This window comes from Pseudomonas sp. MF08831 (assembly GCF_059862645.1).
This window is the reverse complement of the sequence record NZ_JCBCUX010000019.1, coordinates 40332-60281: the sequence shown is the minus strand read 5'-3', so window position 1 is coordinate 60281 and position 19950 is coordinate 40332. Positions and strand designations below refer to the sequence as shown.

At 61.4% G+C, this 19950-nt stretch carries 20 protein-coding genes; 12 read left to right on the top strand and 8 right to left on the bottom strand.

The window, feature by feature from the left end; translation table 11 throughout:
* The first annotated feature begins 7 nt into the window (after positions 1–7).
* Positions 8–343, top strand: a complete 336-nt coding sequence (locus AC19YS_RS29145) for a hypothetical protein (RefSeq protein ID WP_124417123.1) — start codon at positions 8–10, stop codon at positions 341–343.
* Here AC19YS_RS29145 and AC19YS_RS29140 read toward each other — a convergent pair.
* A complete protein-coding gene (locus AC19YS_RS29140) occupies positions 333–1946 on the bottom strand; it encodes an ATP-binding response regulator (RefSeq protein ID WP_500603249.1) in 1614 nt (537 codons plus the stop codon). The genes AC19YS_RS29145 and AC19YS_RS29140 overlap by 11 nt on opposite strands.
* Before the next feature lie 114 nt (positions 1947–2060).
* Between AC19YS_RS29140 and AC19YS_RS29135 the strand changes: the two genes are divergently transcribed.
* The gene (locus AC19YS_RS29135; RefSeq protein ID WP_106580164.1) at positions 2061–2663 is read left to right on the top strand and encodes a LuxR C-terminal-related transcriptional regulator; all 603 of its coding nucleotides are present in this window, start codon (positions 2061–2063) and stop codon (positions 2661–2663) included.
* On the opposite strand, the gene AC19YS_RS29130 is transcribed toward AC19YS_RS29135, so the two are convergent.
* Positions 2660–3094: a GNAT family N-acetyltransferase gene (locus AC19YS_RS29130; RefSeq protein WP_500603248.1), complete on the bottom strand. Its 435-nt coding sequence runs from the start codon at positions 3092–3094 to the stop codon at positions 2660–2662. The genes AC19YS_RS29135 and AC19YS_RS29130 overlap by 4 nt on opposite strands.
* A gap of 216 nt (positions 3095–3310) precedes the next feature.
* Between AC19YS_RS29130 and AC19YS_RS29125 the strand changes: the two genes are divergently transcribed.
* From AC19YS_RS29125 to argE, 4 genes are read left to right on the top strand one after another with little or no spacing between them, the layout of a single operon-like run.
* Positions 3311–4642, top strand: coding sequence for a flavin-containing monooxygenase (locus AC19YS_RS29125; RefSeq protein ID WP_500603247.1), 1332 nt, complete (start codon positions 3311–3313; stop codon positions 4640–4642).
* A gap of 23 nt (positions 4643–4665) precedes the next feature.
* Positions 4666–5076 (top strand): RidA family protein, encoded by a 411-nt coding sequence (locus AC19YS_RS29120; RefSeq protein ID WP_010171793.1) that lies wholly within the window; start codon positions 4666–4668, stop codon positions 5074–5076.
* Between the two features lie 10 nt (positions 5077–5086).
* Complete coding sequence (locus tag AC19YS_RS29115) at positions 5087–5764, top strand: DUF1028 domain-containing protein (RefSeq protein WP_106580167.1); 678 nt, start codon at positions 5087–5089, stop codon at positions 5762–5764.
* Positions 5761–6906, top strand: a complete 1146-nt coding sequence (gene argE / locus AC19YS_RS29110) for an acetylornithine deacetylase (protein ID WP_448199391.1) — start codon at positions 5761–5763, stop codon at positions 6904–6906. The genes AC19YS_RS29115 and argE overlap by 4 nt, the downstream gene beginning before the upstream one ends.
* A gap of 71 nt (positions 6907–6977) precedes the next feature.
* Here argE and AC19YS_RS29105 read toward each other — a convergent pair whose 3' ends face one another.
* Positions 6978–8057 (bottom strand): LacI family DNA-binding transcriptional regulator, encoded by a 1080-nt coding sequence (locus tag AC19YS_RS29105; RefSeq protein WP_500603246.1) that lies wholly within the window; start codon positions 8055–8057, stop codon positions 6978–6980.
* A 305-nt stretch (positions 8058–8362) separates the two neighbouring features.
* Between AC19YS_RS29105 and AC19YS_RS29100 the strand changes: the two genes are divergently transcribed.
* Genes AC19YS_RS29100 through AC19YS_RS29090 form a run of 3 tightly spaced genes read left to right on the top strand, consistent with a single transcriptional unit; the run spans position 8363 to position 11614 of the window.
* Entirely contained in the window at positions 8363–9685 is a 1323-nt protein-coding gene (locus tag AC19YS_RS29100; protein ID WP_119735398.1) for an MFS transporter, read from the top strand.
* A gap of 23 nt (positions 9686–9708) precedes the next feature.
* Positions 9709–10695: a dihydrodipicolinate synthase family protein gene (locus AC19YS_RS29095; protein WP_500603245.1), complete on the top strand. Its 987-nt coding sequence runs from the start codon at positions 9709–9711 to the stop codon at positions 10693–10695.
* Complete coding sequence (locus AC19YS_RS29090) at positions 10685–11614, top strand: PfkB family carbohydrate kinase (RefSeq protein WP_500603244.1); 930 nt, start codon at positions 10685–10687, stop codon at positions 11612–11614. Before AC19YS_RS29095 ends, AC19YS_RS29090 begins: the two co-directional genes overlap by 11 nt.
* Here the strand turns inward: AC19YS_RS29090 and AC19YS_RS29085 are convergent.
* On the bottom strand, positions 11611–12522 hold the full coding sequence (locus tag AC19YS_RS29085) for a LysR substrate-binding domain-containing protein (protein ID WP_124417115.1): 912 nt from the start codon (positions 12520–12522) through the stop codon (positions 11611–11613). The genes AC19YS_RS29090 and AC19YS_RS29085 overlap by 4 nt on opposite strands.
* Positions 12523–12772: 250 nt before the next feature.
* Here AC19YS_RS29085 and AC19YS_RS29080 point away from each other — a divergent pair, with 250 nt between their 5' ends.
* From AC19YS_RS29080 to AC19YS_RS29070, 3 genes are all read left to right on the top strand, one after another.
* Positions 12773–14188, top strand: coding sequence for a cytosine permease (locus AC19YS_RS29080; RefSeq protein ID WP_179607411.1), 1416 nt, complete (start codon positions 12773–12775; stop codon positions 14186–14188).
* Positions 14189–14595: 407 nt separating this feature from the next.
* On the top strand, positions 14596–16035 hold the full coding sequence (locus AC19YS_RS29075; protein ID WP_106580175.1) for an ATPase domain-containing protein: 1440 nt from the start codon (positions 14596–14598) through the stop codon (positions 16033–16035).
* A gap of 23 nt (positions 16036–16058) precedes the next feature.
* A complete protein-coding gene (locus tag AC19YS_RS29070; protein WP_200625159.1) occupies positions 16059–16424 on the top strand; it encodes a response regulator in 366 nt (121 codons plus the stop codon).
* Positions 16425–16600: 176 nt separating this feature from the next.
* Here AC19YS_RS29070 and AC19YS_RS29065 read toward each other — a convergent pair whose 3' ends face one another.
* The 4 genes from AC19YS_RS29065 to AC19YS_RS29050 all read right to left on the bottom strand — a co-directional run bounded on the left by AC19YS_RS29065 (position 16601) and on the right by AC19YS_RS29050 (position 19846).
* Positions 16601–17005 carry a DUF6896 domain-containing protein gene (locus AC19YS_RS29065; protein WP_500603242.1) on the bottom strand — a complete coding sequence of 135 codons (405 nt, stop codon included), beginning with the start codon at positions 17003–17005 and terminating at the stop codon, positions 16601–16603.
* A 321-nt stretch (positions 17006–17326) separates the two neighbouring features.
* Entirely contained in the window at positions 17327–17950 is a 624-nt protein-coding gene (locus tag AC19YS_RS29060; protein ID WP_119735406.1) for an SMI1/KNR4 family protein, read from the bottom strand.
* 17 nt (positions 17951–17967) lie between these two features.
* On the bottom strand, positions 17968–18663 hold the full coding sequence (locus tag AC19YS_RS29055) for a YwqG family protein (protein ID WP_500603241.1): 696 nt from the start codon (positions 18661–18663) through the stop codon (positions 17968–17970).
* Between the two features lie 262 nt (positions 18664–18925).
* The gene (locus AC19YS_RS29050; protein WP_500603240.1) at positions 18926–19846 is read right to left on the bottom strand and encodes a LysR family transcriptional regulator; all 921 of its coding nucleotides are present in this window, start codon (positions 19844–19846) and stop codon (positions 18926–18928) included.
* Positions 19847–19950 lie beyond the last annotated feature (104 nt).

Sequence of the window (19950 nt, the reverse complement as noted above, 5' to 3'; positions counted from 1 at the left end):
AACCCTCATGAACCTGCACGCCTGCGTTACCCGTCTCACCCTGCTTGGCGCCCTGATCATCAGTGTCGCCGGTTGCAGCAACGTCAAGCCCAATGAAGACCATCTCAAGACGCTGTCGGAAACCAACCTCGGTGAGCCGGTCAAGCGTATCTCCAACGTGCGCAATGACTCCATGACCACCTACTACATCGCCAGCACCGCGTCTGGTGATTACAACTGCACCGTGCCCAGCGGTGCCAGCGGCGGCTTGTTCACCGTGGCCAGCTTTGGCCTGATGAAACCCAGCGCCTGGTGCATGCCCAAAGGCGCCAAAGGCGGTCAGGCCGCACCGTTCATGCAGTGACGGTTGGCTGGCTGAGGTCACGCAGCGTGCCGCGTAGCTCTGCAGGCCGCACCGGTTTGGACAGAATCGCGATCTTGCGGTCATGCAGGGCAGCCTGGATTTTTTCCACGTCGTGCCCGGTCAGGATCAGCGCCGGCACCGCCCAGCCGCGTTGCTGGCGCAGGGCATCGATGCACTCGATGCCGGTGGCGTGGTTGCCCAGGTCATAGTCGGCGACGATGATGTCGCAGTCGCTGACCAGGCCCTGCCCGCTGGATTCGGCCTGCACCTCGCAGCCCCAGCGCTCCAGCAAGGCCTGGGTGGCCAACAGCACGTTGTGGTCATCTTCCACCAGGCAAACTTTCAGACCCGTCAGCAAGCCGGCCTGGCGCGGGTCGTCTCGCGCCGCCGGTTGGCGCGGCGCCGTCGCCAGTGCCAGGCCGTACAGGCTCACGGAGGTGCCATGGCCCAGCCGAGAACGCAGGCTCACGTGCACGCCCATCAACTGCCCCAGCCGCTTGACGATGGACAGCCCCAGGCCCACGCCTTCGACGTCCTTGTCACGCAGTTGGCGTACCCGATAGAACTCTTCGAAGACCTTCGCCTGATGCTCCTCGGCAATGCCCCGCCCCTGGTCGTGCACCTGAAGCGACACGCCGCCGTTGCGAAGGCGCGCGCCGATAAGTACTGGCCGCTGCGCGCCATATTTGAAGCAATTGGAGAGCAGGTTTTGCACCATCGTCGCCAACATCGCGGGGTCGACCTGCACCCAATACGCACACGGCCGCAGGCGCAGTTGCACCCCGGCCCAATGCGCCGCCTCGGCGTGCTGGTGCACCAGGTCGGCGAGGAATTCGCCCAGGTGAATCACTTGGTATTTGGGCAACAGCCTGCCGTTGTCGAGGGTGTAGAGGTCGAGAATCGAACGGAACAGCTGCGACACGTTGAGCAGCGAGCGGTCGATATTGTCCACCAACCGCTGCTCGTCATGCCCAAGCTTTGCCTCACGCAAACACGCCGTAAACAGCCCGATGGAGTGGATCGGCTGGCGCAGGTCGTGACTGGCCTGGGCCAGAAACCGCGATTTTTCCAGGTTGGCCGCGATGGCTTCTTCGGACGCCTTGCGCGTGCGCTCGAGCAAAATATGCGCGTACACCGGGATCACCGTGCTGGTGATCATCAGCATCAGCACCATGAACGGTTGCGCCTGCCACAGGGGCGTCAGCCGGTACACGATCAGCAGCGCGAGCAACGCCAGCCCCGTGGCAATCGCCAGGTAGCGCGAGCCGTAGCGCATGCCGTTGCCCAGGTTGACCCACACCATCACGGCATACAGCGGCAATGCCGCTTCACCGCCCACCACCAGCCCGAACGAGGTGCCGGTGTAGTCGTGGATCATGCCCAGCACCCGCCGCGTCGGGTAATGCCCGGGCCAGCGCGCGATGACCTGGCGCAGCGCGATGGAGGCCAGCAGGAACGCAACGATGTACAGGATCACCGGCACGTAGGTGTCCACCGACTGACCGGGAAAGAACCCCAGCGCGCCGATGTAGATAATCGCGATGGCGGCCACCACGATGCGCAGGTTGGCCTGATCGAGTTCGGAGTTGGTCTCATGACTCATGGATGACGTCCTTGTGCGGCAATCGATCTGTCCGGAACGCGCCAGAAGCGTCCCTGTGGCGCGGTGCTAAAGTAGCATGGCACAGCACTCGCTTGCCCCAGGAAGGAGCACACCATGACCGGCCGGATCATCATAGCCGACGACCACCCGATGTTTCGCGAAGGCATGCTGCGCACCGTGCAGCGCCTGCTGCCCGAGGCCGTGGTGCAAGAGGCCGGCGACCTGGACGCGGTGCACGCATTGACCCGCGACGGCAGCGATATCGACACACTGATCCTCGACCTGCGCTTTCCCGGCCTGACCTGCATGAGCCAGCTGGCCGAGCTGCGCCAGCACTTGCGGCGCAGCACCTTGATCGTAGTGTCGATGGTGGATGACCCGGCGCTGATCGAGCAGGTCATGGCGCTGGGTGCCGACGGGTTTATCGGCAAGAACATCACCCCGGACGAAATCGGCCAGGCGCTTCTGGCGATTCGCGACGGCGAAGTGCTGGTCAAGTTCGCGCCCTCCGGCCTGCTGCCCCTGGGCACCCCCACCCTCACCGCGCGCCAGCAAGAGGTGCTGCGCCTGATCGCCCAAGGCAAAACCAACAAGGAAATCGCCAAAGCCCTGGCGATCTCGCCATTCACCGTGCGCATTCACGTGTCGTCGCTGCTGCGCAGTTTGAAGGTGCCCTCGCGCGCGGCAGCGGCCGTCAAGTACTGCGCCGAGCGCTAGGCGTTTTCGTTGCCGGGGCGCGTGAAGGAATAACGGTCGATATCCGTTCGCAGCGTCCAGCCCTGCCCTTGCCAATACGCGGCGGCATGGGTGTTGGTCTTGAATACATCGAGGTGGCATTTGCCGATGCCCAGTTGCTCCAGCGCACTGAGGCAGCGCTCGACCAGTGCCTGGGCGATGCCTTGGCGGCGATAGTCCGGCAGCACCAGCAGGTGTTGCAGATAGCCACGCCGGCCATCATGGCCGCACATCACGCAGGCGATCACCCGGCCGGCGGCGTGGGCGACAAAACTCATCTCGGGGTTGCGCGCCAGGTAGCGCTCGGTGGCCTCGCGTGAATCGGCGTCGCGCAGGGAAATGCCCGGGGTGTTTTGCATCAGGGCGAGGACCGCGTCGTAGTCGGCGGGGGTCATTACACGGATCGTAGGCATGGCGTCTGTCCAATGTGGAGCGGGCTTGCTCGCGAAGGCGATGGCTCAGTGAAAGCTATATTGACTGAAATCCCCCATGCGCGGGCAAGCTCGCTGCCACATCGGTTCTGCGCCATTCAGCGCGATCGTGTCAGCCGCTCTGCATCCGATATTTATGCTCTGTTCCCAGCTTAATAATATTTTATTAAAAATCGCCCTCCCCCTAGCCTTGACGCCATGCCCAAGCTGAATCCAACTGCATTACGCAAGGACAGACACATGACGCAAGCAATAACAAAAACAGACACCCTGGTTGTGGGAGCCGGTCAGGCTGGCGTGGCCATGAGCGAACACCTGAGCAAGCACGGTGTGCCGCACCTGGTGCTGGAGCGCAGCCGCATCGCCGAGCGCTGGCGCACCGGGCGGTGGGATTCGTTGGTGGCCAATGGGCCGGCCTGGCATGACCGTTTTCCAGGCCTTGAATTCGATGACGTCGCCGCCGATGGTTTCGCGCCTAAAGAGCGCGTGGCCGATTACTTTGAAGCCTATGCGCGCAAATTCAACGCGCCGATCCACACCGGCGTGGAGGTGACCTCTGTGGTGCGCAATGTCGGCCGCCCGGGCTTTACCGTGCACACCAGCGAAGGCGTCATCGAAGCCAACCGCGTCGTCGCGGCCACCGGGCCGTTCCAGAAACCGGTGATTCCAGCAATTGCGCCTAAAGACACCGCGCTGCACCAGATCCATTCCGCCGACTATCGCAACCCTGCGCAACTGCCCGCCGGCGCCGTGCTGGTCGTGGGTGCCGGCTCGTCCGGCGTGCAGATCGCCGATGAATTGCAGCGCTGCGGCCGCCAGGTGTACCTGTCGGTCGGCGCCCACGACCGCCCGCCGCGTGCCTACCGCAACCGCGATTTCTGCTGGTGGCTGGGCGTGTTGGGCGAGTGGGATCAAGCCGCGATGAAGCCTGGCCGCGAGCACGTGACCATTGCAGTGAGCGGCGCCCACGGCGGCAAGACCATCGATTTTCGCGAGCTTGCCCAGCAAGGCATGACCCTCGTCGGCCTGACTCAATCCTTCAACGGCAGCACCGCCACCTTCCAGGCAAATTTGGTGGACAACCTGAAACGAGGCGATGAGAACTACCTGGCCCTGCTGGACGCGGCAGATGCCTACATCGAGCGCAATGGCCTCGACCTGCCGATGGAACCCGAAGCACGCCGCGTGTTCCCCGACGCCGAATGCATCAAACACCCGATCCTGGAACTGGACCTGGCAGAGGCCGGTGTCACTTCAATCATCTGGGCCACCGGCTTTGCCGTGGATTACAGCTGGCTGAAGGTCGATGCCTTTGACGCCGCCGGCAAGCCGCAGCACCAGCGCGGCGTGGCCCCCGAGTCGGGGATTTACTTCCTCGGTTTGCCTTGGCAATCGCGCCGTGGCTCGTCCTTTATCTGGGGCGTTTGGCATGACGCCAAGTACGTGGCCGACCACATTGCCATCCAGCGCCAATACCTTGAGTACCGTGAACCCGCACCGATTGTTCAACCCTCACCTGTCAGCGCCTGATCACTTTTTTCTGGAGTTTTTTGATGCCTACTCACACGCGTATCCGCATGTTCAACACCAAGGAAACCTACCCCAACCAGAGCCTGGACAACGACCTGTGCCAGGCCGTGCGCGCCGGCAATACAGTGTATGTGCGCGGCCAGGTGGGCACTGATTTTGACGGCAACCTGGTTGGCCTCGGCGACCCGCGCGCGCAAGCGGAGCAAGCCATGCGCAACGTCAAGCAACTGCTTGAAGAAGCCGGTTCCGACCTGAGCCACATCGTCAAAACCACCACCTACCTGATCGACCCGCGCTACCGCGAGCCGGTGTACCAGGAAGTCGGCAAGTGGCTCAAAGGCGTGTTCCCGATTTCCACCGGGTTGGTGGTGTCGGCCCTGGGCCAGCCGCAGTGGCTGATGGAAATTGACGTGATCGCCGTCATCCCCGAATAAGGAGCCGCACATGACCTTTTCAATCGTCGCGCGCTGCGCGGACACCGGCCAGCTGGGCATCGCCATCAGCTCATCGAGTATCGCCGTGGGTGCGCGCTGCCCGTGGCTGCGGCCCGGTGTGGGCGCGGTCTCGACCCAGAACATCACGCTGCCGGCCCTGGGCCCGGACGTGCTCGACTTGCTCGAACACGGCCTCGCGCCGGCCGAGGCCGTCGACAAGGCCCTGACCCGCAACGGCTACAGCCAGTACCGGCAACTCACGGCGATTGATCACCTGGGCCGCAGCGTGCATTTCAGCGGCAGCGAAACCCTCGGTACGCACCACGCGGTGTCGGGCGAACAATGCGTGGCGGCGGGCAATATGCTCGCTGACCGCGCGGTGATCGAGGCGATGGTCACGGCCTTCGAGCAAGGCGAAGGCCAACTCGCAGACCGCCTGCTGGCCGCCATGCACGCGGCCATCGCCGCCGGTGGCGAAGCCGGCCCGGTGCACTCTGCCGCCTTGGTGGTGGTGGGCGAACTGACGTGGCCGATCATCAACTTGCGGGTGGACTGGGCCGATGAACAGCCGATCGGCGAACTGCAAAAACTGTGGGACGCCTACCGCCCACAAGTACAGGACTACATCGACCGCGCGCTCGCCCCCGACCGCTCGCCCGGCTACGGCGTGGCCGGGGACGAGCGATGACCACCAGCCGCCAATTGCTACAGACGCTGGTGGGTTTCGACACCACGAGCCGCGAATCCAACTTGCAGTTGATCGCGTTCGTGCGCGACTACCTGGCCGAATTCGGCGTGACCAGCGAGCTGGTCTACAACGCGCAGCGCAGCAAGGCCAACCTATTTGCCAGTGTCGGCCCGACGCAGGTGCCGGGCATTGTGCTGTCGGGGCACACCGATGTCGTGCCGGTGGATGGCCAGCCGTGGACCGTGCCGGCGTTTGAGTTGACCGAGCGCGACGGCAAGCTGTTTGGTCGCGGCACGGCGGATATGAAGGGGTACATCGCCTGTGTGCTGGCGCTGGTGCCGGCGTTGGTGGAAGCCGACTTGCGCCTGCCGGTGCATATCGCCCTGTCTTACGACGAGGAAGTCGGCTGCCTGGGCGTGCGCTCCTTGCTGGCGGTGCTGGAGCAGAGGCCAGTGAAGCCGATGCTGTGCATCATCGGCGAGCCGACCGAACTCAAACCGGTGCTCGGCCACAAGGGCAAATTGGCGATGCGCTGCGATGTACATGGCGAGGCCTGCCATTCGGCGTATGCGCCGTCTGGCGTGAATGCGATTGAGCATGCCGCCGAGTTGATCGGTGAGCTGGGGCGGATCGGCCAGCGACTGCGCGAGCAACAGGACCCGCGCTTTGATCCGCCATTCAGCACGGTGCAGACCGGAATGATCTCGGGCGGCAAGGCGCTGAATATCGTACCGGCAGACTGTCGGTTTGATTTTGAGATTCGCGCCTTGCCGTCGCAGGACCCAGGCGACGTGGCGTCAGCGCTGCGGGCCTACGCCGAACAGCAGGTGCTGCCGCGCATGCAGGCGGTGAGCGCGCAGAGTGCGATTCGGTTTACCGAGTTGTCGGCGTATCCGGGGCTGGTGACCGATGAGCGCAGCCAGGCAGCGCAGCTGATCGCAGCGTTCAGCGGTTCGCGGGATTTCGGCACCGTGGCGTTCGGCACCGAGGGCGGGTTGTTTGATGCGGTGGGTATTCCCACGGTGGTGTGCGGGCCCGGGAGCATGGACCAGGGGCACAAGCCGGATGAGTTTGTCAGTGTGGCGCAGTTGCAAGGCTGCGATGCCATGTTGCAACGGATGCTGGACTCGATTCGCGCCTGAGCCGCCAGGCTGTCAAACCCGCACAGCAACGGTGAGGGGGAACAAATCCCCTCTCACCGTCAAGGGTGTGTTCAATCCTGGCGTGGCGCCGCGCCCGTCGACTCGCGCTCAATGAGTTGCACCTCCAGCATCGGCGGCGCCTCACAGGCAAGCCCGGCGAGACGATCAATCAGGTACTGCGCGGCCAGTTCGCCGATCTGCCGGTCGGGCACCTGAACGGTGGTCAAGGCAGGCCGACTGTGGGCCGCGATCTCGATGTCGTCGAACCCGCAAATGGACAATTGGTCGGGCACCGCAATGCCCAGCGCCTGGGCTTCCAGCAATGCGCCGATGGCAAGCATGTCGTTACCGCAAATGATCGCAGTGGGCGCCGGTTGTTGGCTCATGATGTGTTGGAGGCTGGCGCGGGCAAAAGCGACGCGCCCCTCGTTCAGACTCTGGGCGCGAATGGCCTGATGCTGAGGCCGCAGGGCCAGCCCTTGCTCGGCCAGGGTGGCGTGCACGGCCTGCAGTCGGGCCTGGATGCGGCCGTTGTCGGTGACCGACTGGAAAATGATGCCAAAACGCTGATGCCCCAGCGCCAGCAGGCGCCGGGTAATCATTGCGTAGGCCTGCCCATGGTCAAACCCGGCGCAGGGGTGCCGCGCACCGGCGCGCTTGCCAAAGGTGACCACATACGGCGTGCCTTTTGCATCCAGCTGATCAAATAACGCATCGGGGTAATCATCCCCAAGCAGTGCCAGCGCATCGACGCCACGCGCCAGCATACCTCTGGCCTGACGATAACCTTCGCCCGGGTCATACGCCGAACAGGCGACAAACACCGCCAGCCCCTGGGCGCCCAAACGGTTCTGGAACGCCTGCAACTGCTGGTGAAATTTCTCGTGTTCCAGGGTCGGCACGATCACGCCGATGGTGTACGAGCGCCTGGAAACCAACGAACGCGCCGCCGCGTTGGGCACCCAGTCCAGTTGGTCGATGGCCGCGCGTACCTTGGCGCGGGTTTTCTCACTGACGCGTTGCGGCTCATTCAAATAGCGCGAAACCGTTGCGGTCGACACATTGGCGATCCGGGCGACATCGGCGAGCACCGGTTCCTGGGTAATGGGCGCATGAGGCGTGTCGCGGGGCGTGGTGATTGCAGCGGGCATAGGTGGCTTCATGTCAAAAAGTAAGCGTTACGCACAACCTAAGCGGGCACCTCGGTGCAGTCAATGAATCGTTGACAGCCAGCAAACTGAAAATCTAGGATGTAAGCGCTAGACAAAAATAAACATTTTCAACATATGCTGTTTATATTGGGCACTCTGCGTTAAAGGTTCGTGCAACCAGGGACGATTTTTGTCTGGATGACAAACGATTACATAATGCCATGTGCTGCCACGTCAGCCGGGAAGCCGGGCCAACGTGCCGGGTCAGCGCACGCTGTCAAAAACAATAAAAAGAGACATCCATCATGAGTCAGACACCTGCACACCCGATTGCGCCACCGCGCATTCGGCGCCAGCAAACCCTTGCCCTCAGCCTGCTGGTGCTCAGCGGCATCATCAACTACCTGGACCGCGGCACGCTGGCCGTTGCCAATGAATTCGTGCGCGCCGACCTTGATCTGTCGCTGGGCGAAATGGGCATCCTGCTCTCGGCTTTTTCCTGGAGCTATGCGCTTTGCCAACTGCCCGTCGGCGCCCTGGTCGACCGCATCGGGCCACGCTGGTTGCTGGGCGGCGGCCTGGTGCTGTGGTCCCTGGCCCAGGCGGCTGGCGGCCTGATGTCGAGCTTTGGCTGGTTCTTGCTCGCCCGCGTGCTACTGGGGATCGGCGAGTCGCCGCAATTCCCGTCTGCCGCGCGGGTGGTGAGCAACTGGTTTCCACTGCGCTCACGCGGCACGCCCACCGGCATCTTCAATTCAGCCTCGCCGCTGGGTATCGCGCTGGCCCCGCTGTGCCTCTCGGCGCTGATCGCGGCACTCGACTGGCGTTGGGCGTTCTACCTCACCGGTGCCGCCGGGCTGTTGGTCGCGGTGGTCTGGCTGGTGGTCTATCGCGACCCGGTCAAGGACACGCTCACCGAGGAAGAACGTCGCTACCTGTACAGCGATGAACCCCACGTCACCACTCCCAAGGTCACGTTCGCTGACTGGCGCGCACTGTTCTGCCACGCGACAACCTGGGGCATGATGCTCGGCTTCATGGGTTCGGTGTACTTGAACTGGGTTTACCTGACCTGGCTGCCCGGCTACCTGCGCAGCGCCCGGCACATGAGCCTGGAGATGAGCGGCGTGGCTGCTGCGATTCCGTTCCTCTGTGGGTTTATCGGCGCGCTGGTCGCCGGCTGGGTGTCCGACCGCATTACCAGGCGCAGCGAAACCGCGGTGCTGGGACGCCGCAACGCGATGGTCGTCGCGATGGTGGGCATGGTGATTTTCACCATCCCGGCCGCGCTGGTAGAGAGCAATGTCATCGCCGTGGCCTGCATTTGCGTGGTGATCTTTTTGGCCAACGCGTCCTCGGCGTGCGCCTGGTCTTTGGCCACCGCCGTCGCGCCGGCCAATCGCGTGGCCTCACTAGGGGCGATCCAGAACTTCGGCGGCTTCCTGGGCGGCGCACTCGCGCCGATCATGACCGGCTACATCGCCCAGACCTGGTCGTTCGTGCCCGCACTGCTGACCGGCGCCGCCATCGCCATGATCGGCGCCCTGTCGTACCTGTTCCTGGTACGCCACCCCATCCCCGACACCCCGCCCGCCTGCGCGGTCACCGCCGTGGCGGCTCACCCATGAACATTCATCCAGAGGACGCCGCTATGCCCCGCCCTGCCCAACCTGTCATCGAAGGCATTGTGCCGGTGATGCTCACGCCCTTTGACGAGACTGGCCACATCGACTTCCCCGGCGTCGACCGCTTGATCGAGTGGTACCTGGGCCTTGGCTGCGACGCGTTGTTCGCAGTGGCGCAGTCCAGTGAGATGCAATGGCTGAGCCTCGACGAGCGCACGCAACTTGCCCGGCATGTGGTTGAGCGAGTGGCCGGGCGGGTGCCGGTGGCGGTGTCCGGCCATATCAGCGACTGCCTCGAGATCCAAATGCACGAGCTTAATGCGATGGCCGCCAGTGGCGCCGACGCCGTGGTGCTGGTGACCAACCACCTTGACCCGCAACGCCAGGGCAGCAAGGTGTTTCTCGATAACCTGCACACCCTGCTCGAACGCCTGCCCGTTGACGTGCCCTTGGGCCTCTACGAGTGCCCGGCGCCCTATCGGCGTTTGCTCAGTGACGAGGAGCTGCAGGCCTGCATCGACAGCCAGCGCTTTATCATGCTCAAGGACGTGAGCTGCGACCTGCAAGTGGTCAAGCGGCGCGTTGCCTTGGCGCAGGGCTCGTCGCTGCGCATTCTCAACGCCAATGCGGCGATCGCCTGGGACGCCCTGCAAGCCGGGGCCGCAGGCTTCAATGGTGTGTTTACCAACTTCCACCCCGACCTGTATCAGTGGCTGCGCCTGCATGGCGCACAACACCCGCCACTGGCGCAAGAGCTCGCGACCTTTCTGGTGCTGGCGGCCACCACAGAAGGCATGGGCTACCCGGCCCTGGCAAAAATCTACCACCAGCGAATCGGCACCTTCGCGTCCATACGTTGCCGGGTGATCGACTACGACGTGCGCGAACGCCATTGGGCCCTGGACGCCGTGCTCGATAAAATCGTCGCGGGTACCGAACACTTTCGCGCCAGAATCCGCGCGCTCGATACCCTGCAGGCGACACTGGCGGGAGAACCGCGCCATGGCGGATAACCGTGTCATCTGCGTGGGTTGCGCGCTGTGGGACACCATCTTCAGCGTGGATCACATCCCGTCGCGCGGCACCAAGATTCTCCCCCGCCAGGCGGTCCAGGCCGCGTCAGGCATGGCCACCGCCGCAGCGGTAAGCATTGCGCGCCTGGGTGGCCCGGTTGCCCTGTGGGCGCGTATCGGCGACGACGCCACCGGCACAATGCTCCTCGATGACCTGAGCCAGTCCGGCGTCTGCACCGCATGGATTCGCCAGGTGCCTGGCGGGCGCACGCCGTTCTCGACCATCCTGGTGGACCGTGACGGCGAGCGGCTCGTCGTGCCGTTCATCGACCCCACACTGGAAGCCGACGCCGCCTGGCTGCCCCTCGACGACATCGCTGGCGCGGCGGCGGTAATGGCCGACATGCGCTGGCTGCAGGGGGCTCACGCAGCTTTCAGCGCCGCCCGGCGGCTGGGCGTGCCGACGCTGCTGGATGCCGACGTGGCCGCCGTGCAAGACCTTAACGCACTGATCCCCCTGGCAGATCATGTGCTGTTTTCCGAACCGGCCTTGCAGTTGCTGGCTGGCAACGTCCCGCCCGAAGAGGCGTTGTTGGCCCTGGCGTCGCGCTGCGAAGCCAAGGTGATCGGCGTCACCCTGGGCGAACGCGGCTCGCTGATCTGGCAGCGCGAAGCGGCGAGCACTGCGGTGCAACACTTCACGACACCCCACATTCGCGCAATCGACACGCTCAACGCCGGGGATGTCTGGCATGGCACCTATGCGTACGGCCTGGCGCATGGCTGGACGCTGGCCGAGCGCGTGCGCGCCGCGAGCGTTGCCGCCGCGATCAAATGCGAAGTGTTTGGCGGCCACCGGGGCGCGCCGACCCTGGCACAATTGGTCGCGCGCCTGGGCGCAGAAATGTCGCCGTGCTAACCCAGCAGCCGCGCGAGCTCTTCGCGGCAGTAGTCGACGAACAGTTGCACCGGCTTGGTCAGCGGCGCGCGACGCAGCCAGACTGCCGATAGCCCTGAGCCGGTCACCGTCTCTGCCAACGGTACACACACCACCTTCTGGCCATCGTAGGTGTATTCGGTAAACGGCTTGGTCACCAGGATCGAAAACCCGAACCCCCTGCCCACCATGCCCCGCACCATCTCGATCGACGGCGAGCTGAACACGATATTGGGTGTCAGCCCGCGCTCTTCAAAGATGCTCACGAAGTAGGTGCGGCTCGGCAGCACATCCAGCAAGATCATGGGCTCCAGCACCAAGTCCGCCAGCGATACCCTGGCCTGCTGCGCAAAACGGTGATCCGCCGGCAGCAAGGCATACGGCTGTTGCGGCGGCATCAGCGGCGTGGTTTCAATCGTGCCGCCCAGGTCATGCTCGAACAGCATCGCCACATCGATACTGCCCGCCGTCAGCGCCTGCACCAGTTCTTGCTGCTCGCCATCACGAATACGGATTTCCACTCCCGGCCACAGCGCCTTGAAGCCCGCGATCAAACGCGGCAGGTACAACGGCGCCACCGTTTCAAAGCAGCCAATATCGATCTGCCCCGCCACCACATCATTGTCGGCCAAGGCGTTCTGCTCGAACTCATGGGCCACCCGCAACAGCTCCAGCGCCTTGCGATAAAACCGTGCGCCGCTGGGCGTGAGTGAAACGCCCTGAGCGTGATGGCGGATAAACAACTGCACGCCAAAGCTGTCTTCCAGTTGCTTGATCGCGGTGGAGACCGACGGCTGCGCGATATACAGCTTGCGCGAGGCCTCGGCGACGCTGCCGCACTCGGCCGTGGTAACAAAATATCTGAGCTGGCGCAGGTTATAGGCAGCCATCGGGACCTCCGGAAACGTGGGACTTCGCCCCAAACAAGTGCGCGAAAATCGGCTTTTTCACACTGATTCAAGCCCCTGCAACATACCGGAGCAAAAAATCCGGCGAGATACTTTTTTTAAGGTCTATAGCAACAAACTTACTAATTTACCTCCCTGCGCCCATTGCAGATGATCACTCCAACAACAAAGCGTCGCCCACGCGTCGCACAGCGAAGTACGTAAACGTACTCACCTTGCCTTGGAGCTCGTCATGGTTACCACTGCAACATCCTCCGCCCCGCTTATCGAAAAACACACGATTGGATACGTGCCCCCGGAAGATCGCCACGGAAAGGTAAGAGACCTGTTCACCCTGTGGTTCGGCGGCAACATCGCACCGCTGCCCATCGTCACCGGCGCGTTGGGTGTGCAACTGTTCCACTTGAACCTGGTGTGGGGCATCGTCGCCATCCTCGTCGGCCACCTGGTCGGCGGCGTGCTGATGGCGTTGCACTCAGCCCAAGGCCCGCAAATGGGCATCCCGCAAATGATCCAGAGCCGCGCCCAGTTCGGCTCGCTCGGCGCCCTGCTGGTGGTGGTCATCGCCGGCGTCATGTACATCGGTTTCTTCGCCTCCAACATCGTGCTGGCCGGCAAATCCCTGCACGGCGTGGTCGACAGCGTGCCCGTGCCGGTCGGCATCGTCATCGGCGCCATCGGTTCCGGAATCATCGGCATCATCGGCTACCGCTTCATCCACGTGCTCAACCGCATCGGCACCTGGGTGCTCGGCGCCGGCATCGTGCTGGGCTTCGGCTATATCTTCACCCATGTGCAGACCACGGATTTTCTGACCCGCGGCAGCTTCAACATTTCCGGCTGGCTGGCCACCGTGTCCCTCGCGGCGCTGTGGCAAATCGCCTTCGCACCTTACGTGTCGGATTATTCGCGCTACCTGCCAGCCGACGTCCGCGTGGCGTCGACGTTCTGGACCACCTACCTGGGCTCTGTCCTTGGCTCCAGCCTGGCCTTCATCTTCGGCGCCGTCGCCGTGCTCGCCACCCCGGTCGGCATGGACACCATGGACGCCGTCAAACTCGCCACCGGCGCCATCGGCCCACTGATGCTGGTGCTGTTTTTGCTCAGCGTGATCAGCCACAACGCCCTTAACCTCTACGGCGCGGTGCTGTCGATCATCACCTTGGTGCAGACCTTTGCGTATCGCTGGATTCCTACCGCCAAAAGTCGTGCGGTGATCTCGATTCTCGTCCTCGCCGCCTGCGCGATTGCGGCGGTGTTCGCCTCCAAAGACTTTATTGGCCACTTTGTCGACATGGTGCTGGTGTTGCTGGTGGTGCTGGTGCCGTGGACGGCGATCAACCTGATCGACTTCTATGCGATTCACAAAGGCAAATACGACATTGCCTCGATCTTCCGCGTGGATGGCGGGATTTACGGCAAGTACAACCCACAGGCGCTGCTGGCGTATGCCATCGGGATTGCAGTGCAGATTCCGTTTATGAATACGCCGCTGTATGTAGGGCCGATTTCCGAACACATCAATGGCGCGGATTTGTCCTGGGTGGTGGGGTTGGTGGTGACGTCGCCGTTGTATTTCTGGTTGGCAAGTCGCGACAGTGCGTATAAGCGACGCATGGACGGGGGCAAGTTGGTGGGTGGCCTTTGAGGTAAAAGGCTGAAGTGTTCTTAGAGTAATGGGTGGAACCATCCCTATCGTGGCTTTGCAGCTGCGGTATGGGTGGTTTTTTTCGTTTGGGCTGCGGTTACGCGCGTGAAGGCTGTGCACGCGCGCACGTGCGTGGCGTTTGATCAGCCCGTTGACGTGTTGTGGCCAATAATGACCCAAGTTCGATTCGAGGGCTGGCTTAGTCTGACAAAGCCGCTGAAACGTAGCGCGCTGCTTAGTCTGCTTTGGGCCATAAGTTGCCACTCGTGAGGGGTTCTTGCGACATAACAACGGCGACTTGCGCGACAACTTTCCATTTAACCCTAATGGCTCCCGAGCCGAAATGGAGTAGCATTCCACCCAGTAGCTTGGTTTAAACAGATTGTTTTTCGGATCAGGGTCGCATTGTGGAAAAGCTAAAACGCCTTCAAAGCGGAATAGAAGGGCTCGATGCTCTGCTCAAGGGCGGATTGGTCGAGGGTGCTTCATATATTATTCAAGGACGCCCAGGGTCTGGAAAAACGATCCTTGCCAACCAGCTGGGGTTCCATCATGCGAATAATGGGGGCCGGGTTCTGGTCGCCACGCTGCTGGCAGAGTCACATGACCGTCTTTTTCAATTTCTTTCTACGTTGAGCTTTTTTGATTCATCCAAAGTCGGTGCCGAAATTCAATTTGTCAGCGCCTTTGACACGCTGGAAAACGACGGGCTGGATGAAGTAGTCAAGCTGCTTCGGCGTGAGATAAGCCGCCAAAAAGCCACCGTGATGGTAGTAGACGGGCTGCTCAACGCGCGTTCTAAAGCCGATTCGCCCATAGACACGAAAAAATTCATTTCAGAATTGCAAGGGCACGCCGCTTTCGCCGGTTGCACGGTGCTGTTTCTTACCAGCTCCCGACTTGATGACGGAAGCCCTGAGCACACCATGGTAGATGGCGTCATCGAGATGGGCGAAGAGCTGTATGGCACTCGCTCGGCACGTCGCATCCAACTGCGTAAAACCCGCGGCAGCGGAGCGATGACCGGTCTTCATGAGTGCGAAATCACCGACCATGGCTTGGTGGTTTACCCTCGCCTCGAAAGTCTTTACAGCCACCCGTCCGCCCCGGACAGCGCCGACATGACGCGCATTGCCAGTGGCGTCGGATCACTGGACGGCATATTGGGCGGAGGCCTTTACAGTTCCAGTGTGTCTCTGGTCATAGGGCCCTCCGGGATTGGTAAAACGACCCTGGGTCTGAAATTTCTGTCCGAGTCGACGGTGGATATGCCAGGGCTGCATTTTGGCTTCTACGAGAGCCCACAACGGTTGCGGCTCAAAGGTCAGTCACTGGGTATCGATATCAAAGCCATGGAAGACAGCGGCGCGCTGAGCATTGCCTGGCAGCCAACCACCGAAGGCCTGCTGGATGGGCTGGGAGCACGACTGCTGAGCATCGTTGAGGAAAAGGGCATCAAGCGCCTGTTCATCGACAGCCTCAGTGGCATGACGCGAGTCTCGACCAACCCGGCGCGCATTACCGACTTCTTCAGTGCGCTGATGAACGAGTTGCGGTCCAGGGGCGTTACGGTTTTTGCATCCTGGGAAATGCGCGATTTGTTTGGCTCCGAGGTCAGCGCACCCAGTTCCGACCTGTCCAGCATCGTCGATAACCTGATGCTGATGCGGTTCTCTGAGAATCGCGATGAACTAAGCAGGACGTTATCCATTCTTAAGGTACGAGATAGCGCTTATGACCCCTCTCGATTCGAGGTCGTCATCCAAGATCAAAATGTTTTTCTGAGAAAGGCTTCAAGTCATGAACCTTCAGTCGTCACTGAGTCATCACCTGGTTCAATTTCTTAAGCTTTCGAGTGGGTTGAACTAACATGACCACCATTCTGGTCGTCGACGACGAGTATTTGATCGCTGATATTCTCAGCTTCGCGCTGGAGGATGAGGGGTTCATGGTGGTAACGGCCAGCAATGGTCGAAAAGCACTCGAGGTGCTGGACAGAGAACGCCCTGCCCTGATCATCACCGACTTCATGATGCCGATCATGGACGGCCAGGAGTTCGCCACCGCTGTCCGCGCCCTTCCCGCAGGCAATCATTTACCGATCATTTTGATGAGCGGCGCTCAGGCGCACATTGGCATGCAGCGATCGGACTTGTTTGATGTTGTGCTGCCAAAGCCCTTCAATATCGATTTGATCATTGCCGAGGTCAGGAAGCTGTTGTCCTCTGAGGCATGAGGCGGGTGGGTAATTGAACGTATTTGCCCGCCCCGTGGCCTTTAACTGAAGCTGACCCCTCGCACTGCAAGGTTATGAGCGGCGTAGAACCACCCGCGGCGGGCCAGGTGAAGCCTGCCTTGCGTCGACCGGCGCTTGGTCTGAGAACTTCGAACGGACTGTGTCGACATGAGTTGTCAGGTGGCATCCGCCAAGTAGTAAAGGATGTACCCGCAATACGTAAGAGCACCGGCTGCTACCTCTGCCTCAAAACACTTTTTGAGTGCATCCTCATCAGCAAAACCGTACGCCGACAACTTGTCACCGGCAAAATCAGCAAGTCGCCACACGTCGAAACCATCGATCTCACCGTGGGCCCCAAAGTCGAAGTCCACCGTGCCTGTGGGGAGTCTGACCGCGCAGCCGTAGCCGTGCTTGAAGTAACGAACGCCGCCTTCAAGCTCGCCGTGCTGAGGAATGTCATTTACCACCCAATCCACATTCGTCGCGGGCAGCGGGATGCCAGACCGCTGCATCATGGCCACCGCGACGCCGACACTTGCCTGGTAGTCGCTGATCAAAATGGCGAGTTGATTATTCATACCGTCCCACTGTTATAGATGTCCGTGATGGCCAGAAAAATAGCTGGCCCGTCCGATAATGTTGGCGCTCGATAGCAACCCCGTGCGTTCAGGGTGTGAACCGCGCCCGCACTGTTCAAGTTTGACTTCACACTCATCGATCATCAGGGCATCTGCAGGTAACAAACCTGTTCAATTAGCTCGACGACATTTTCACCCATCACAGTACTTCCATTTTCCCTGATCGATACCGGCAATCATCAGGCCGCGCTGAGAGACTTTCTTCAATAAGCTCCATGCGCAGCGCTTTGATAGAGGATTCAAAGCGCCCGCACGCTTGTATCAGATCGGCCTGTCCACAACCCGTGCATTCCAGAGGGCCCGATAGCGCTCGCGCCAACCCGGGCTGCCTTGATCCAGCCACGCCACTGTCGCCTCGATCGTATCCGCGCTGATGACAAAGTGATTGATATGCTCGGCAATCCGCTCCTGCGACAGGTGCAGCATGTCCAGGTAGGCATTGAAGCTGTCCGCCAACACCACATACTCATCGCCTTGCTGGCGACGCCCCGTCCATGCGGGTAAACCTGCGACCATCGCGCCCACGTCCTGACGGCCCTCGCGCAGGTCAAGCAGCAACAGGCTCGCACCGCCATCGCGGCCGATCGGCAACACCCCCGTAGTGGGGAAGTCAGGTTGCTTGCGCAGTTGCTCCAGTTCATAAGGGTTGGATTCATAGCCTTCGCCGGGCTGCAGCCCATACAGCGAAAAGCTCAGCAACTCATTATCGCCATTACTCATAGTGGCCAGCACGTCGTAATCCACGGTGCCGCCGTTGCACACCTTGAGGAACTGCCGGTAATCGTCCGGCAGGCGGGCACCGAGCAGCGCCTCCAGTTGCGAGATGGCCTGCTCGGAGGCGCCTTCGCGGGTGTCGTCGAGCATCAATCCACGGTAGTCAGTCATTGAGCGCTCGCAAAACCTTAGTAAAAATCATAATAAAGTGCCCATTCACCGGTTTCGATGTGCTTCCAGAACATCAGGCTCCCGCTGTGGACCACGTTCAGATTGATCTTTGCGTCGGACGAAATCTGGAACACAAACTCGAAGCCTTCACCCGGATCAACACCCGACTGGCAGAACGAGGGGTAACCGCCGATCTTGTGTTCGTAGGTGTGAGTAACCAGGTCGTAATAGCTGGGTATCTCGCCCGCGCGCTCCAGCGTAAGTATGGCTTGCTCAAGGTCGGCCGGCACACCGCCGCCATCCCACAGTGGAAAGTCCTCCGGCACCGCTTGCGCTTTGAGCGGGAAGGGTTTGAGAAACGAACCGTCCACCGGCAGCGCCTTGCGAACCAATACATCATCCGCCGCATATTCGCGGACAACCCAGTTGTTCCCCATCGGCTCAAAGGGCTCGGGAAGCGGATTTGAAATAAACACCGTCAGCACACGAACCCCTTCCAGCAGCGGGCTGCTGAAGGGCATGGCGGGCAGAAAAAATTGCGCATAGGGAAGCAATGGCTGCCCCGCCTGATTAGTCGGCACGCCTTCATCAGGTCGGAACACAAAGACATTCCCCAGCCAGCTTTCTTCATCGGTGCCAGAGGGACGAAAGCCGCCAGCAACGAACTTCACTGCAGGGCGGGCCAGGCGTTGCTTGATCAGTTGAATGTCCATGGCGATGTAAACCTTCCTTTTTGCGACTCACCTGACAGGTTGGGTTTTGGCTATAGCTGCCGTTTGCGGCTGGTAGCTACCGGCTAGAGGCAGACATTGCTACACAGCCAGATTTCAATTATTTGCCAAGCGATATAACGCGTGAACATGGGTTCTCGCGAGCCCTGCACGATGACGTAATCCTGTTCAGGAATGCCTATGGGTAGCCGGCTTGAGTTAATCAGGCAGGAGCCTCGCGACTTCTGCTGCCAGGGTCGAATAGCTAGCCTGAAAACGCCCCGTCAGAAGCCTGCGCACTGGCGCTCTCGTTGAAAAGCCCAAGGATGAAATCGCGTATATGCACGATGCGCGGATTGCGCATCGAGGCCTTGTTCCACACCAGGTACAGATTGTTGGTGGGCGCGGTCTTCACCGGGGTGATCGAAACCAGTCGTCCCGACTCCCGCGCCTCGTTGCATTGGTAGTCAGGCAGCACGCTCCAGCCATGTCCCTTGATGACCAGGTCCTGGATGATGCGAAGATCCGGGACGGTCAGCGCCGCCTGCAGCGTGGGCGCAAACTGGAACATGGCTGTCCACACCGGCCGGATCAACGGCAGGTCCTCGTCATAAGCGATGAGCGGAACACTCGCCAACTGTTCCGCGGTCGGGCGTTTGCCAAGCACGCTGGCAATCTGCGGCGCGAGCACCAGCAGAAACCGCTCGGTGAGCAGCCTGGCGAATCCGTGCGAATGCTCATCTGGCATGGAAGCGGTGATCGCCAGGTCGGCCGTCGAGGCATGAAGCAGGCTGTAGATACGCTCCCGGTTGCCGGTGTGCAGGCGGATCCGGAAACCTTGAGCCATCAATGGCGCTAGCCCCGCAGCGACCTTCGCGTTGATGAAGTCGGAGGGCCCGGCGATATGCACGGTGCCGCCTCCCTCGCTCCCCAGGCGGTAGGAGGCCAACCGCATTTGCAGGCCGTCGAGCATCGGCCCGATCGCGCGCGCCAATTCATCGGCCGCCTCTGTCGCTGTAACGCCTCGGGCGCGCCGCACGAACAGGGGCTTGCCGACAAACGCCTCCAGTGCCTGGATGTGCTGGGATGCCGCCGGCTGAGTAATACCCAGCGCCTCTGCGGCGCGGGTAAACGACTGCAGCCGATAGGCCTCAATGAACGTACGAAGGTGATCCAGATGGCTCATGAGGTCATCGCGTCCTGGCTGTCACGCTCTCACGACAGAGAATAGCGTCGACTCTAGCCATAAAAATATTTATCCGAAGGCCAAAGAATAATAATTTTTTCAAT